Annotated in this window: 11 protein-coding genes; 6 read left to right on the forward strand and 5 right to left on the reverse strand. The window is 55.1% G+C overall.

Annotated elements, in window-relative coordinates; all coding sequences use genetic code 11:
• Positions 1–2: 2 nt before the first annotated feature.
• A complete protein-coding gene (locus L1F30_RS11180; RefSeq protein WP_253356166.1) occupies positions 3–1,673 on the forward strand; it encodes an ATP-binding protein in 1,671 nt (556 codons plus the stop codon).
• Positions 1,674–1,705: 32 nt separating this feature from the next.
• On the opposite strand, the gene L1F30_RS11185 is transcribed toward L1F30_RS11180, so the two are convergent.
• Positions 1,706–2,368 (reverse strand): LysE family translocator, encoded by a 663-nt coding sequence (locus tag L1F30_RS11185; RefSeq protein ID WP_253356167.1) that lies wholly within the window; start codon positions 2,366–2,368, stop codon positions 1,706–1,708.
• A gap of 26 nt (positions 2,369–2,394) precedes the next feature.
• Between L1F30_RS11185 and L1F30_RS11190 the strand changes: the two genes are divergently transcribed.
• Positions 2,395–3,156 (forward strand): transposase, encoded by a 762-nt coding sequence (locus tag L1F30_RS11190; RefSeq protein ID WP_253356168.1) that lies wholly within the window; start codon positions 2,395–2,397, stop codon positions 3,154–3,156.
• A gap of 249 nt (positions 3,157–3,405) precedes the next feature.
• Positions 3,406–3,546 (forward strand): hypothetical protein, encoded by a 141-nt coding sequence (locus L1F30_RS11195; protein WP_253356169.1) that lies wholly within the window; start codon positions 3,406–3,408, stop codon positions 3,544–3,546.
• Between the two features lie 722 nt (positions 3,547–4,268).
• Here L1F30_RS11195 and L1F30_RS11200 read toward each other — a convergent pair.
• From L1F30_RS11200 to rnhB, 3 genes are all read right to left on the reverse strand, one after another.
• Positions 4,269–5,216: an acetyl-CoA carboxylase carboxyltransferase subunit alpha gene (locus tag L1F30_RS11200; protein ID WP_253356170.1), complete on the reverse strand. Its 948-nt coding sequence runs from the start codon at positions 5,214–5,216 to the stop codon at positions 4,269–4,271.
• A 218-nt stretch (positions 5,217–5,434) separates the two neighbouring features.
• A complete protein-coding gene (gene dnaE, locus L1F30_RS11205) occupies positions 5,435–9,049 on the reverse strand; it encodes a DNA polymerase III subunit alpha (protein WP_253356171.1) in 3,615 nt (1,204 codons plus the stop codon).
• A 2-nt stretch (positions 9,050–9,051) separates the two neighbouring features.
• Positions 9,052–9,672 carry a ribonuclease HII gene (gene rnhB, locus L1F30_RS11210; protein WP_253356172.1) on the reverse strand — a complete coding sequence of 207 codons (621 nt, stop codon included), beginning with the start codon at positions 9,670–9,672 and terminating at the stop codon, positions 9,052–9,054.
• Between the two features lie 124 nt (positions 9,673–9,796).
• On the opposite strand from rnhB, the gene L1F30_RS11215 reads away from it, so the two are divergent.
• The 3 genes from L1F30_RS11215 to lpxB are packed head-to-tail and all read left to right on the forward strand — an operon-like array spanning position 9,797 to position 13,012.
• A complete protein-coding gene (locus tag L1F30_RS11215; RefSeq protein ID WP_253356173.1) occupies positions 9,797–10,735 on the forward strand; it encodes a Gfo/Idh/MocA family protein in 939 nt (312 codons plus the stop codon).
• A 34-nt stretch (positions 10,736–10,769) separates the two neighbouring features.
• Positions 10,770–11,864 carry a DegT/DnrJ/EryC1/StrS aminotransferase family protein gene (locus tag L1F30_RS11220; protein ID WP_253356174.1) on the forward strand — a complete coding sequence of 365 codons (1,095 nt, stop codon included), beginning with the start codon at positions 10,770–10,772 and terminating at the stop codon, positions 11,862–11,864.
• Positions 11,861–13,012, forward strand: a complete 1,152-nt coding sequence (lpxB, locus tag L1F30_RS11225) for a lipid-A-disaccharide synthase (protein ID WP_253356175.1) — start codon at positions 11,861–11,863, stop codon at positions 13,010–13,012. Before L1F30_RS11220 ends, lpxB begins: the two co-directional genes overlap by 4 nt.
• Before the next feature lie 383 nt (positions 13,013–13,395).
• Here the strand turns inward: lpxB and L1F30_RS11230 are convergent, their stop codons facing one another.
• A complete protein-coding gene (locus tag L1F30_RS11230) occupies positions 13,396–14,847 on the reverse strand; it encodes an aminotransferase class V-fold PLP-dependent enzyme (RefSeq protein WP_253356176.1) in 1,452 nt (483 codons plus the stop codon).
• Between the last annotated feature and the right edge of the window lie 47 nt (positions 14,848–14,894).

Raw genomic sequence — 14,894 nt, forward strand, 5'->3', positions numbered from 1 at the left:
CCGTGACAGACTCCCACATACCCCAAAACCCGCGCCTAAAAGCACCGGGCGTTGGCGCAAGCCTGTTAGTTTTGGCAGGGCTTTTTACGCTGGCCGCGCTTTATCAGCCTGAGCTTAGTGCCGCGGGCATTCGCACGGCGGCCCTTGCCCACCCCTGGCCTGCCGCTGCGCTGGCAATTGCGGCCTTAGTTTGGTTGATAGAGCGCCACCACTTCAGCCGCCGTTGCAACAAGGTAAACGCACAACTGAGCCAGCTCGCACAACAGCTTGTGCAGCTAAAGCAAAGCAAGCGGCAGTTACAGCAAAAGGCGCAGCGCCACTCAAGCCAAACGGACAAGCTCAAAGCGTTTATTGGCGACCGCTTACTGGAATACATTGAATACGATGAAAAATATTTACACTTTAAAGGCATTGCCGCAGAAGTGCGCCATAACGGCATAATCAGTTACGACAAAATTCAACAAGCGCTGGTAGCTGGCACACGGCAACACCCCAATAACACCCAGTACACCGAAGCCCTGGCAAGCCTGGGCTACCTTTGGGATTTACTGGATTTATCCACCGCAGACAACATGGCCCTGCACATCAACAATCACCTGTGCGACTGCGAAGAGTACTACTACCAAAAGCAGCTAAACCCCACGGGCGAGCTGCCCATTGAGCCCACGTTTTTTGCACACAATGCCGTATTCCGCGCCCTGCACACCCATCTGCATGGCGCATTTTGTGAACTCAACTCCCACAAGTCACACATTTACTTTGGCAACAATAGTTTTCAGGTGTTTGCTGAGCCCGAATGCGAGCTGCTAGGCAATGAAAACCATCTGGTATTGGCACTGGAAAACCTTGTAAAAAACGCGCTCTACTTCCAACAGCGTGCAGCGCAAGCAGATGCAGATTCAAGTGAGCACGCACAGGCACCACAAAAAATATTGCTGAGGCTAAGTAAACTTAATAACCGTGCCGAGCTGACGGTATACAACAGCGGCCCGCACATTCCCGAACAGCATGCGTTGCAAATTTACCAGTTGGGGTTTAGCACGCGCACAGAAGATCAGGTACACGGCAAGGGGTTAGGCCTGTATTTTGTGAAACAAATTGTGGCAGGCTTTGAAGGCGAGATTCACCACCGTAACATTGCCAATGGTGCAGACCAATATTCCCTCAGAATAGAAGTGCAAGGCGCGGGCCTTGAAGGCAATGAAATACAAACAGAAGTGGTTGCGGTAAATTGCACCAACGGCCAGCTCACTTGCGCCAGCAAATCGGAGGCTGCCAATGAAACCGATGCCCTGCCCATTCAACCGCACCTGCGCTGGGCATTTATGCGGCCGGTAATCAGTGTAGAAGTTACCGCCCTCAGCAATGGCCAAACCCACAGCATGTCATATAAGGCTGGCGATACGCCGAGTGCATTTTACGAGCCGGCTTTGCGCCACCCGCCGCGCTGGTTACTGCGCTATCAACCACAAGCCAACGGCCGCTGCAGCCTGGCATTCACCCCGCTCGACGTTAGCGGCGTGGAATTTACCATCACCCTGCCGCTGGCAGACGCCCACCTACAGGCAGGTGAAGAAACTGCCCCGCTAGATGCAGCCCAAGAAGACGCCTACATAGAAACCATTGCCGAACGCTTTAAACCTATAGATGCCACGAACGAAAAAGATGCCTAGCGCGCCTGCCCTGCGTGCACTTGCAGGGCAGGTTATTTAGCCAGGCTCACGGCTTCATTGCCCGCAATGGCAACGCCCATGGTCACCAGAATTGAGCCGGAAACCCGCGCCTGAATACGCGGCGCATGGCGGTGCGTTAACAACCAGTCAGACACTTTACTGGCAGACACCGCCACCAAAATATCGCAAGGCACGGCAGACGCTGTCACAATTAACCCCAGCACCAACAGCTGCGTCCACACAGGCCCCGCCTCTGGCGCCACAAATTGCGGCAACAAGGCCAGAAAAAACAGCGCCGTTTTCGGGTTGGTCACCTCCACCAAAATACTTTCTTTAAATACGGCAATTAAAGGTTTACCGCCAGCGGAGGCCTCAGCACCAGGTTGCGGCTGGGCAATATTTTCAGCCCTTGCCGCACGCCAATAATTGATGCCCAAATACACCAAATAGCCCGCGCCCGCCAATTTCACCAATGTATAAAGCGTGGGCGAATGCGTGAATATCGCCGACAAACCTGCCACCGCTGCCAGCACATGCACCAGCCCGCCCACCGCCAAACCAGCCGTGGCCGCCAGACCACCGCGCACCCCCTGGCCAATAGCCCGCGCCATCACATACAAATTCGAGGGGCCTGGCGACAAGTTCATCACCAGTGCAGCCAGAGTAAAGGCAATTAACATTTCAAGCGGTGGCATCTGCATTCCTTTTTAAAGGGGTCGGAGTGAATTACAAGGCCAAAGGCTATGCTACCATACCCCCACTAGCCAAAGACCAAGGATGGACAATGCCTAGAAAACCCCGATTTTATGCGCCCAACATCCCCTATCATATCGTCCAAAGAGGCAACAACCGTTCAGCCTGCTTCTTCGCGTCTGATGACTTCGGCCACTACATCAATACCTTGCACACCGCGCTCGATGAATTCAACGTAAGGCTGCATGCCTATGTTTTGATGACCAACCACGTACACCTACTCATGACTCCGGCAGATGCCCAAGGCATCTCAAAGGTAATGCAGGCGGTTGGCCGAACCTATGTCAAAACCATCAATCAAAGGTATCGCCGTACCGGCACTCTTTGGGAGGGCCGCCACAAATCCAGCGCCATTTGCAGCGAACGCTATCTATTAACTTGCCAACGCTATATCGAACTTAACCCAGTAAGAGCCGGCATGGTAAAACACCCAGGGGACCACCGCTGGTCTAGCTTTCACGCCAACGGTGGCAACAAGAAAATTGCCTGCATTCAGCCCCACCCTGCATATTTGGCTCTGGGCAAGACCTGCAGCGAAAGGCAACACAACTACCGCGAATTATTCAAACACCAAATCCCGGCAGACCAACTCCACAGCCTCAGAGATTGCATTCAACACAACTACCCCATGGGGGACGATCGCTTTAAAGCTGAACTTGAAGCAGCTACAAATCAAAAGGTAGGCCAACTGAAACCGGGGCGGCCTTGGCCTGCGAAGGGTAAAGCGTAATCACAGAGACGGGCTAGCAGGCCTTAGGCAAGGGGTAATTCACTCCGGCCCCTTTATCACCTTTATCAGGAGACTATGTGCGCTACAAGACGGAGACAGGAGGCAGATCCTGTCAGTATGGTAGTTGAGCTCAGTTGAACTGAACTGGGTTCAAATCTCCCCCAGGTCATTGCATGTCTCTGGAGGCTATTAAAGGTATAGGGATTTACTTTTTATAGTACATGGATGTACTCCCCAACAGGTATAAACATGAAAACTGAAACGAAACAGCAACCCAAGCCGCAGCAGGATGCGAAGCTCACCAAAGAGCAAAAAGAAGCGCAGTTACTGAAGCAGCAATCTGAAATAAGGGACGCGAAACCTGCCAAGGAAGGCGAAAAACGCCGATAACCAAGCGGCGTAAACTTGGCAGCCACTCTTGTGTCTGCCTGCCCCAAAAGGAGTTAGCCGTCAGTTAAATTTACCCGGCAAATCCTGCAAGCATCTGCAAGCCTGAACTTCTATAAATAGTACCTCCAGGTCATTTATCTGGAGGTTTCTGTAGTTGGCAACAGGTCTACTATCCTCTGGCATCTTTACATCCCACATCCCACTGTAGCGCCACCTTCAACCAACCTTCTTGCGCCGAAGGTCTTGAACTAGATAGGTGTTATTGGGACCTCGCTTTAGATTGAACAGAGGTAATTCACTCCGGCCCCTTTATCGGCCCCTTTATCGACCCTTCGGGTTCGCTCACTCCAGCCCAATTAACCAGGTCGCGACAACCGCCATCCTTGGCGGACGCCGCTCAAATGGCCTTCCATGGCCATTTGCCGTGCTTAACTAGGCTTCCGTTCACCGCTGCGCAAGGGGGTGCCATAGCCGCAGAATTGGTAGCTACAAGTAATATTTCCTTGTTGCGAAATTTATTGCTCATTAGGGAATTAAATTAGGCTCCAACCCTTTCGTATAAAAAGAAAATGAACAAGCGAATTCAAGGATCCAAACCAGACAAAGAGATACAGCGGGGAAAGATGCGGCGTGAATTAATCGATCGAGCACAACATCCTAATCCAGTCCCCAAAAACAACAAAGGCCGCATTCGCGGCCTTTTTCACAAACTAACTAACGCATTAATTCCCGTAACTCATCAAGCGCTTGTAGCGCTTCTCCAGCAACTCATCAATGGAGAGGGCGCTCAGGCGATCTACCTGTTCCATCAGTTTGCCCTGCAGGTTCATGCACATTTCATCGATGTTGCGGTGCGCGCCGCCTAATGGCTCGGGGATGGTTTCATCCACTATGCCCAACTCTTCCAGTACCGTTGAGGTAACACCCATGGCCTTGGCGGCATCGGGCGCTTTTTCTACGGTTTTCCAGATGATGTTGGCGCAGCCTTCGGGGCTGATCACAAAATAGGTGGAGTATTGCAGCATGTTGAGCTGATCGCCCACACCAATGGCCAGCGCGCCACCGGAAGAACCCTCACCAATCACGGTGCAGATGATGGGCGTGCGCAGGCGCGACATAACCGCCAGGTTTTGGGCGATGGCTTCACTGATGCCGCGCTCTTCACTGTCGATACCCGGGTAGGCACCGGGGGTATCTATCAAGGTGAGTACCGGCATTTTGAAGCGCTCGGCCATTTCCATCAGGCGCAAGGCTTTGCGGTAGCCTTCGGGCTTTGGCATACCGAAGTTGCGCATTACCTTTTCAGGCACAGAGCGGCCCTTCTCTTCGCCAATTACCATTACCGGCTTGCCGTCTAAACGGGCGACACCGCCGATGATGGCGTGGTCGTCGCCGAAGTGACGATCGCCGTGCAGTTCGTCCCAATCGGTGAAGATGCGCTTGATGTAATCAGAGCTGTAGGGGCGCTGTGGATGGCGGGCAACCTGCACTACCTGCCAGGGGCTTAAATCCGAATAAATGCTGGCAGTGAGCTTTTTGCTCTTGTCTTGCAGCTTGCTGATTTCTTCAGTGATGTTGAGGTCGTTATCAGAGCCCACAAGGCGCAGCTCTTCTATTTTGGCCTCTAACACCGCGATGGGCTGTTCAAAATCCAGATAATTCAGGTTCATGTTCGCCAATTCTTGGTTTTGGGGGCTTGCGCCCGCGCTGGTTACCCCTGCAAAAGGGGGCGTAAAAATGCCGCTAAAGATACGCGAAAGGCGATGCGGAGTCACCCTTCATGCGCACATTTTCGGCTTGAATCCATAGGTGTTTTGTCAGAAATGCCTAGGGTTACAGCCAATAAAAATTAAACATCCGTTTGAAAAATACCCGTTTGCGCTTGCCATTAGTACACCATGCGCACGCGCTCTGTGCCAAACATATCGCGCAACTCGCTCAACAGCGCCTCAGAGGCATTCACCTGCCACTCCGGGCCAAGGTGTACGCGCCCGCGGCCCTGCTCAGTGCGGAAATCCACTGTTACCGGGCAATTGCCGCCGCGGTGCTGATTGAGCAGCTGTTCAAGCTGTGCCAGCTGGCGCTCGTGTACCTCACCCGGGTGCCATTCCATGTGCACGCCCTTGGCCATGTTCGCGCGCGCCTCAGCGAGATCGTGCACGGCATCGGCGCGCACCTTCAGCTGGCCTGAGTAGTCGTCGTGGCTTACCTGGCCCTCAATCACGAGCAGCGCATCTTTTACGACTTTGTCGCGGTAGTTGGCGTAGGTGTCGGCAAACAGCGCCACTTCAATGCGCCCGGAGCGGTCATCGAGCGACACAAAGGCCATGGTGTCGCCGCGTTTGGTTTTCATGGCGCGCATGGCAACCACCAGGCCTGCAATGCGCTGGTTGGATTTCTCGGGCTTTAAATCGGCAATGCGGTTTGATACCAGGTACTTAAGCTCGCGGTGGTATTCATCAATGGGGTGGCCGGTGAGGTACAGGCCCAGGGTATCGCGCTCGCCATCGAGCCGCTCGCGCATGGTGAGGCTTCTGACCTGGCTGAATTCGCTGTACACATCGCCATTGGCCTCGGTGGCGGTGGGCACCACTTCGCCGAATAAATCCATCATACCGGCGCTGGCATTGGCGTGGCTTTGCTCGGCGGCTTTTACGGCCTCGCCAATGGCGGCCATGAGCACCGCGCGGTCGTAATCCAGATTCTGGTTCGGGCCAATGGAGTCGAAGGCGCCCGAGCGCACCAGCGCTTCCAGTGCGCGCTTGTTCACCTTGCGCGGATCGATGCGGGCACAGAAATCGAACAGGCTGGTAAAGGGCCCACCCTCGTTGCGCGCGGCAATGATGTTATCAACCGGGCCTTCGCCCAACCCTTTGATGGCGCCCAAACCGTACACAATGTGGCCTTCCGGGTTCACGTTAAACATGAATTCGCCGCTGTTAACATCGGGCGGCAAGAGCGTGAGGCCCATCTCGCGGCACTCTTCAATGAAGGTTACCACCTTGTCGGTTTTATCCATGTCTGACGACATGGTGGCGGCCATAAAGTGCGCCGGGTAGTGGGCTTTTAGCCATGCAGTCTGGTAAGACACCAGCGCGTAGGCGGCCGAGTGGGATTTGTTAAAACCGTAACCGGCGAACTTTTCCACCAGGTCGAAAATTTTCATGGCCAAGTCTGGATCTATGCCCTGGCTTGCGGCCCCCTGCTCAAAGGTTGAGCGCTGCTTGGCCATTTCTTCAGGCTTTTTCTTACCCATGGCCCGGCGCAACATGTCGGCGCCGCCGAGGGTATAACCGGCCAGCACCTGGGCGATTTGCATTACCTGTTCCTGGTAAACAATTACCCCGTAGGTGGGCTCCAAAATCGGCTTGAGAGATTCGTGCTGGTAGGTGGCATCCGGGTAGGCCACCTTGGCGCGCCCGTGCTTACGGTTGATGAAGTCGTCTACCATGCCAGATTGCAGAGGCCCCGGCCGGAACAGGGCCACCAGTGCGATCATGTCTTCCAGATTATCCGGCTGCAGGCGCTTGATCAGATCTTTCATGCCGCGCGATTCCAGCTGGAACACCGCGGTGGTTTCGGCGCGCTTAAGCAGCTTGAAGGTGGGCTCGTCATCCAGCGGCAGGGCTGAAATATCGAGCGGCGGCTCACCGGTTAACTTGCGATCGCGGTCGATCATTTTAACCGCCCAATCGATGATGGTGAGCGTGCGCAAACCCAGGAAGTCGAACTTCACAAGCCCTGCCGATTCCACATCGTTTTTATCGAACTGGGTAACCAGGCCGCCGCCTTCTTCATCGCAATACAATGGCGCAAAATCGGTGAGCTTGGTGGGCGCGATAACCACGCCACCTGCGTGCTTGCCCACGTTGCGGGTGAGGCCTTCAAGCTTCACCGCCATCTCCCAGATTTCCTGGCCCTCGGCATCGCTGCTTAAAAACTCTGTAAGCAGCGGCTCTTCTTCAAGGGCTTGCTTCAAGGTCATACCCGGTGTGGGCGGAATCATTTTTGAAAGTTTATCGGCCAGGCCATAACTTTTACCCAGCACGCGCGCCACATCGCGCACCACGGCCTTGGCCGCCATAGTACCGAAGGTGATGATCTGGCTTACGGCGTCGCGGCCGTATTTATCGGCCACATAGCTGATCACCTTATCGCGGTTTTCCATGCAGAAATCCACGTCGAAGTCGGGCATGGAAACCCGCTCCGGGTTCAAAAATCGCTCGAACAGCAAATCGTATTCAAGTGGGTCGAGATCGGTAATTTTTTGCGCGTAGGCCACCAGCGAACCGGCACCAGAACCGCGCCCGGGCCCTACGGGAATGCCGTTATCTTTGGCCCACTGGATGAAGTCCATCACAATCAGGAAGTAGCCCGGGAACCCCATTTGCATGATGATATCCAGCTCAAATTTGAGCCTGTCTACAAACAGTTGCTTCTTGTTGGCGTACTGGGGATCTGCTTGATCGAGTATGCGCGCAAGGCGCCACTCCAAGCCCTCGTAGGTAATTTTTTGAAAGAAGAAATTTACCCGCAAGGCCTCGGCATACTCGGGGGTATCTTCTTTGCCGGCCCATTTTTCGGCCATGGCATTTACCGCTTCACTGCGCATAAATTCGCGCGAGTAAAGCTCGAATATTTCGCCCTGCTCAAAGTCTTCTGGGATGGGGTAGTCTGGCAGGAAGTAGGTGCCTAGCTGAATATCCACGTTGCAGCGCTTGGCGATTTCAACGGAGTTGGCCAGCGCTTCGGGAATATCTGCAAACAGCTCTGCCATCTCTTCGCCCGAGCGCAGGTATTGCTCATCACTGTAGCGGCGCTCGCGGCGCGGATCATCCAGGGCGCGGCCCTCGCCGATGCACACGCGGGCCTCGTGCACTTCAAATTCGTCGCTGTGTAAAAAGCGCACATCGTTGGTGGCTACTACCGGGCACTGGTACTGGGTGGCAAGAGCCACGGCCTGGTGCAGGTAATCTTCCTCGTTTTCACGGCCGGTACGCGTAAGCTCCAAATAGAATCGGTTGGGAAAATCCCGCTGCCAAGCCTGCAACAACTGTGCAGCCTGTGCCGCGCGCCCACCCAGCAACGCTTTGCCCACATCGCCCAGGCGCCCGCCGGAAAGCGCAATGGTGCCGCCTGCATGCGCGCTCACCCAGGCGCGCTGAACTTTCGCCACGCCGTGATGCTGGCCATGCTGCCATGCCTTGGATATCAGCTCGGTGATGTTTTTGTAGCCTTCACCGTTCATTGCCAGCAGCGTGAGCAAAGTGGTGTTGCCCTCGTCATCGGCCAGATGAAAATCGGCCCCCACAATGGGTTTGATGCCCGCGCCCTCGCACTTGCTGTAGAACTTGATCAGGCCATAGAAGTTGGTGAGATCGGTAATACCGCAAGCGGGCATGCCCAGCTCTTTTAGCCGGCCAATCAGGCCGCCAATGCGCACTACACTGTCTGATAATGAAAACTCTGTGTGCAGGCGCAGATGTACGAAAGACGCATTCATGCTTAAAACAAATCCAATTGTTCAAGTTGCTTTTTAACGGGCCCGAAGGACTGCCGGTGGTGTGGCGTGATGCCGTGCTGTTCTATAGCGGCCAAGTGCGCCGCGGTGGGGTAGCCCTTGTGATCGGCAAAGCCGTAATCGGGGTATTGGGCGTGCAGGGCCACCAGCTCACGATCGCGGGTCACCTTGGCCAGAATAGAGGCCGCACTGATAGCCGCCACACGGCTATCGCCTTTCACCACGGCCTCGGCCGGGTAGTGCCAGCGCGGGATCTTATTGCCGTCTACCCACACGTGCTCGGGCTGGGTGGGCAGGCCCTGCACTGCGCGAGTCATGGCCAGCAGGCTGGCCTGCAAGATGTTGATTTTATCAATCTCTGCAACACTTGCGCGCGCAATACAAAAGGCCAGGGCCTTTTCCTGAATCTCAACAAACAGCTGCTCGCGCTTTTTTTCAGTCAGTTTTTTAGAGTCGGCCAGGCCTTCGATGGGGGCATTTGGGTCCAGTATTACCGCCGCGGCCACCACGTCTCCGGCAAGGGGCCCACGGCCCACTTCATCAACGCCCGCCCCCAGAGCGCCCCGGTAGCTGCTGACGAAGGGTTCCAGCGGTTTTTTGCTCATTATTTAACCAACAGATATTGCGAAATGAAGCGCCGATGATACCACCGGCGCCAAGCATTTGCCCAAACCTTGGGCTACAATAGCGCCCCTGTCTTACACCCAGCACACAGAGGTTCCCGGCCCCATGAATAAGCTCAATACTGCCGTTATCGGCGTAGGCTACCTGGGCAAATTTCACGCACAAAAATACGCCAGCCTGCCCAACAGTAATCTGGTGGCTGTGGTGGATGCCAACCCCGAAAACAGCCAGGCCATCAGCCGCGAACACGGCTGTGAGGCGCTCACCGATTACCGCGAGCTGTTTGGCCGGGTAGATGCCGTGAGCATTGCAGCGCCCACCGTGTATCACTACCAAATCGCCAAAGATTGCCTGGAACACGGTATTCACGTGCTCATTGAAAAGCCCATTACCGTCACGGTGGCCGAGGCCGATGAGCTGATTGAGCTTGCGCGCGCGCGCGGGCTGTTGATTCAGGTGGGCCACCTAGAGCGCTTTAACGCCGCCCTGCTGGCACTGGGGGATCGCCTGGGGGCGCCCAAGTTTATTGAATCGCACCGTTTGGCACCCTTTAACCCGCGCGCGAACGATGTGAATGTGGTGCTCGATTTAATGATTCACGACATCGACATCATTCAGAACATGGTGGGCGCGCCCGTTAAAACCATTGCCGCCTCTGGCACCAAGGTGTTAACCCACTCTACCGACATCGCCAATGCCCGCATTGAATTTGAAAACGGCTGCGTGGCCAATGTCACCGCCAGCCGGGTAAGCCTGAAAACCGAGCGCAAGATGCGCATTTTTCAGGAGGAATCCTGTATTACTATCGACTTTCAAAACCGCGCGCTGAAACTTTACAGCAAAGGCGAAAAGGAAATGTTCCCCGGCATTCCCGAAATTGAAAGTGAAGAAAGCCTGTTTGATAACAACGACGCCCTGAAAGTTGAAATCATCGCCTTCCTGGAAAGCATCCAACAGGGCAAGCCCACGCAAGTTACCGGCGAAGACGGCCGGCGCGCATTGGCCACGGCCCAAGAGATTTCGCGCTTGATGCAAGATCTCTGATAAGCACATCAAAATCACGAACACGGACACCCCTATGAAAATCCCAATGGTTGATCTAACCCAACAGTACCATCGCCTGAAAGATCAAATTGATGCAGGCATGCGTGAAGCCATGGAAACCGGCGCCTTTATTCTGGGCCCGAATGTGCAGGCCTTTGAAAAAGAAGCCGCCGATTATCTGGGCGTAAAACACGCCATTGGCGTGGGCTCTGGCACCGATGCCCTGCACCTGGCACTGTTGGCACTGGGCATTAAGCCCGGCGATGAAGTGATCACCACGCCGTTCACCTTTATTGCCACGGCCGAGGCCATTAAATACGTGGGGGCCACACCGGTATTTGTAGACATCAACCCAAACACCTTTAACCTGGATTTGGACGCAGTGGCGCGCGCCATTACCGATAAAACCCGCGCAGTGATCCCCGTGCACTTATTTGGCCAGCCCGTTGATATGGCCTCACTGAAGGCCCTGTGTGACGCGCACAAACTACACATTGTGGAAGACTGCGCGCAATCGTTTGGCGCACACATTCAAGGCCAGCAAACCGGCAGCTTTGGCAACCTGGGTGCGTTCAGTTTTTTCCCCTCTAAAAATTTGGGTTGCTATGGCGATGGCGGATTGGTATCTACCAATTGTGATGACCTGGCAGCCCTTGTGCGCCAATACCGCAACCACGGCAGCAAAGTGCAATACCACCACAGCCTTGTGGGCTACACCTCGCGGCTTGATGAACTGCAAGCAGTAGTGCTGCGTGCAAAACTGCCGTTAATCGATGAATTTAACGATAACCGCCGCCGGGTAGACAGCCTCTACCGCAAACACCTTGCAGGCACCGGCATTCAAACGCCCGCCCAAGACGGCATTGGCAAGCATGTGTTCCACCAGTATTGCTGCCTGCACCCGGCGCGCGACAAAATCTTACAAGCCCTGCGCGATGCGCAAATTGCCTGCGCCATTTACTACCCAGTACCCCTGCACAAGCAGGAAGTGTTTGCAGAAGATTGTAAAAACGTGTCGCTGCCAATCACAGAATCTATTATGCAACAGTGCTTTGCGCTGCCGGTGTACCCCGAGCTTAGCGAAGAAAAAATTGAACACATTGCCTCTGTGATTAAAGCCGCCCTATGAGCCACACCTACACCGTTATGATCAGCGCCGGGGAAGCCTCCGGCGACTTACACGCAGCCAATTTGGTTAAGGCCATGCACAAGCTGGCACCAGATACCCGTTTTACCGGCATGGGTTCAGACCAGTTGCGTGAGGCCGGCTGTGAATTATTGGTTGATTGCGCAGACATCGCCGTGGTGGGCCTGTGGGAAGTGGTAAAACACTACGGCAAAATCAAGCAGGCCCTCAATCAACTGATAGACGCACTGCGGCAATCGCCACCGGATTTACTGATACTTGTAGACTACCAGGAGTTTAACTTTCGCCTGGCTGAAAAAGCCAAGGCCCGCGGCATTAAAGTGCTGTTTTACATCAGCCCGCAGGTGTGGGCCTGGCGGCCACACAGGGTGCACACCATGGCCAAAAAAATAGACCACATGGCAGTGCTGTTTCCCTTTGAAGAACAGTTTTATGAAAACGCAGGTGTACCCTGCACCTTTGTTGGCCACCCACTGGTAGATGAAGTAAAACCCGATCGCAGCGCGGCCGAGTGCTACGCGCGCTACCAGTTAAACGCCGAACAGCCGGTGGTGGGTTTATTTCCCGGCTCACGCAAGAGTGAAGTCGCCAGGGTACTGCCAATACTGCTGGAAAGCGCAAAGCTTATTCAGCAAGCAAAACCTGATGCCCAGTTTATTTTGCCGCTGGCAAGCACCATTGCCTTAACAGACATTCAGGGCCTACTGGCGGAATACCCGAGCCTGCAGGTGCGTGCCATTCGCGATCGCTCTTACAATGTGATGCAGGTGTGCAACGCCATCATGACAGCCTCCGGCACTGCCACGCTGGAAATTGCGCTAATGGGAATCCCCAACACCATCGTTTACAAAATTGCGCCACTGTCTTATTGGATTTTAAAGCGCATGGTAAAGATTGCGGACATTGGCCTTGAAAACATCGTGGCCGAAAAGCGCATTGTGCAGGAATTCATTCAAGCAGATGCCAAGCCTGCCGCCATTGCCGCGGAAATTTGCCGCCTGTTAGACGACACCCAATACCGCAGCACACAAATAGCAGAGTTAAACAAAGTGCGCGGCAAACTTGGCAAGGAAGGCGGTTCAGCCAATGTAGCCAAACTGGCGCTCGATATGATTGAAGGCCGCGTCTAAGCCGAAAAAGGTGGCTCCGGCCCATTGCTGTCCCATAGTTCAAGTCTCCACGGAAGGCAGGCGTTGAAACTACCTATATCGCAGAGTTTCTAAGCGATGTCTGGACATGAAATCTGGGGCGCAGTTTGTGACACGACGTAAATACATCCATGTAGCCTCGACACCCGCCCTTCGGGGCCTGCCTACAAGCACAGCATGTAGGCGTTCAAGCACCCGCAAAGCCTTACTTTGCCAGCGGGCGCTTAAACCCATGCGGGTGACGGTCACAAACTCCGCCCCACATTCCATGCCTGTAGTTTTGTGGGACAGCAGTGGGCTCCGGCCACCCTTTCTACACCAAACTTTTTACACCAAATTCAGTTACGCCCGCCACACCCGCTGCACTAAACCAGGCTCGCCCACAAATCTTCTACCACCTGTAACCCCGTGATTTCATCTTGCGGTTGCATATTGGCAACGGCCGCCACGGCATCGGCAATGGCGTCTACTTCTGCCAGGGTTTGACTCGGGTGAAAGCTGATGCGCACCCAGCCGGGCTTGTCGGCGCTGGCATTTTTATCCAGCTCGTTGGTAATGGCCTTGGATGCACAGCGGTCTATCCCCAATAGAATGTGGCCGTAGGTACCCGCACAGGCACAGCCGCCACGCGCTTGCACACCAAAGTGCTGGCTTAACAAACGCACCGCCGTTTTGTAGTGCAATTTGGTAAACACCAAGGAAAACACGCTCAGGCGATGGGTATGCTCCGGCGCCAAAAGCTGCACATTTTTCATGGGTGCCAGCCGCTCAAAAAACCGTGCGTTAAGGCGTGCCTCAGCGCGCTGGATACGCGCGCTACCCATGGTCTCTTTTAATTCGATGGCAAGCGCGGTTTTCAGGGTTTGCAATATGCCGGGCGTGCCGCCGTTTTCGCGGCTTTGGATATCGCTCACAAACCGGTGTTCACCCCAGGGGTTAGTCCAGATAACCGTGCCGCCGCCGGGCTGCTCGGGCACGCGGTTGTTGTAGAGTTTGGCGGCAAATACAAGCACCCCTTGGCTGCCGGGGCCACCCAGAAACTTGTGCGGTGAAAAGAAAATGGCATCGAGCGATTCGCGCTCGCTTGGGTGCATGTCAATCACATCGTAGGGGGCGGAGGCGGCAAAATCCACAAAGCAAAGGCCGCCGTGATCGTGCATCAGGCCCGCGATTTTCCCGTAGGGTGTGCGCACACCGGTGACGTTGCTGGCGGCGGTAACAGAGGCCATTTTTACCCGCCCGCGCGGTTCGCGCGCCAGATCTTCCGCCAGCCAGGCAAGGTCTATTTCATCGCGCCCCTGCACGGGAATCATGCGCACTTCCGCCAGGCTTTCCAGCCACATGGTGTGATTGCTGTGGTGCTCGCGGTGGGTAATGTACACCAGTGGCCGGGCCACACCCGCTGCACGCCAGTGCGCCAGCACCTGCGGTTTGTGGTGCTCGTGCGCCCACCATCCCATCATGCGGATCAACTTGCCCAGCGCACCGGTCATGCCGCTGCCGGTGGAAATCAGCACGTCATTCGGGCCCGCATTCACATGGGCCTTGATGCGCGCTTCGGCCTGTTGCAGCCACTCGGTCATGGTGCGCCCGGTGAGGCTGTCTTCGGTGTGGGTATTGGCCATGTAGGGGCCTGCGATGTTGGTAAGGCGCTCCTCAATAGGGCGAAACAATCGGCCGCTGGCGGTCCAATCAGCATAAATGAAGGGCGCCGCTCGCAGATTAATTACCTGCGCCCGGATGCGCCACCAAAAGGCGGCATCTTCGGCGGCCTCAAGGGTTTCATGGCTGGGTGTAGCTGAGGTTCCTGTGAGCATGGGTGCAGTCTCTTTGGTGGCGTGGCAGCAGGTGTGCCCTGATCAAT

The sequence above is a fragment of the Simiduia sp. 21SJ11W-1 genome (assembly GCF_024138675.1).
Lineage (GTDB): Bacteria > Pseudomonadota > Gammaproteobacteria > Pseudomonadales > Cellvibrionaceae > Simiduia.

Coding starts and splice junctions, on each gene's coding strand:
- L1F30_RS11215 (WP_253356173.1), top strand. CDS start 9,797: ATGAATAAGCTCAATACTGCCGTTATCGGCGTAGGCTACCTGGGCAAA.
- L1F30_RS11200 (WP_253356170.1), bottom strand. CDS start 5,216: ATGAACCTGAATTATCTGGATTTTGAACAGCCCATCGCGGTGTTAGAG.
- L1F30_RS11185 (WP_253356167.1), bottom strand. CDS start 2,368: ATGCCACCGCTTGAAATGTTAATTGCCTTTACTCTGGCTGCACTGGTG.
- dnaE (WP_253356171.1), bottom strand. CDS start 9,049: ATGAATGCGTCTTTCGTACATCTGCGCCTGCACACAGAGTTTTCATTA.
- L1F30_RS11195 (WP_253356169.1), top strand. CDS start 3,406: ATGAAAACTGAAACGAAACAGCAACCCAAGCCGCAGCAGGATGCGAAG.
- lpxB (WP_253356175.1), top strand. CDS start 11,861: ATGAGCCACACCTACACCGTTATGATCAGCGCCGGGGAAGCCTCCGGC.
- L1F30_RS11220 (WP_253356174.1), top strand. CDS start 10,770: ATGAAAATCCCAATGGTTGATCTAACCCAACAGTACCATCGCCTGAAA.
- L1F30_RS11230 (WP_253356176.1), bottom strand. CDS start 14,847: ATGCTCACAGGAACCTCAGCTACACCCAGCCATGAAACCCTTGAGGCC.
- rnhB (WP_253356172.1), bottom strand. CDS start 9,672: ATGAGCAAAAAACCGCTGGAACCCTTCGTCAGCAGCTACCGGGGCGCT.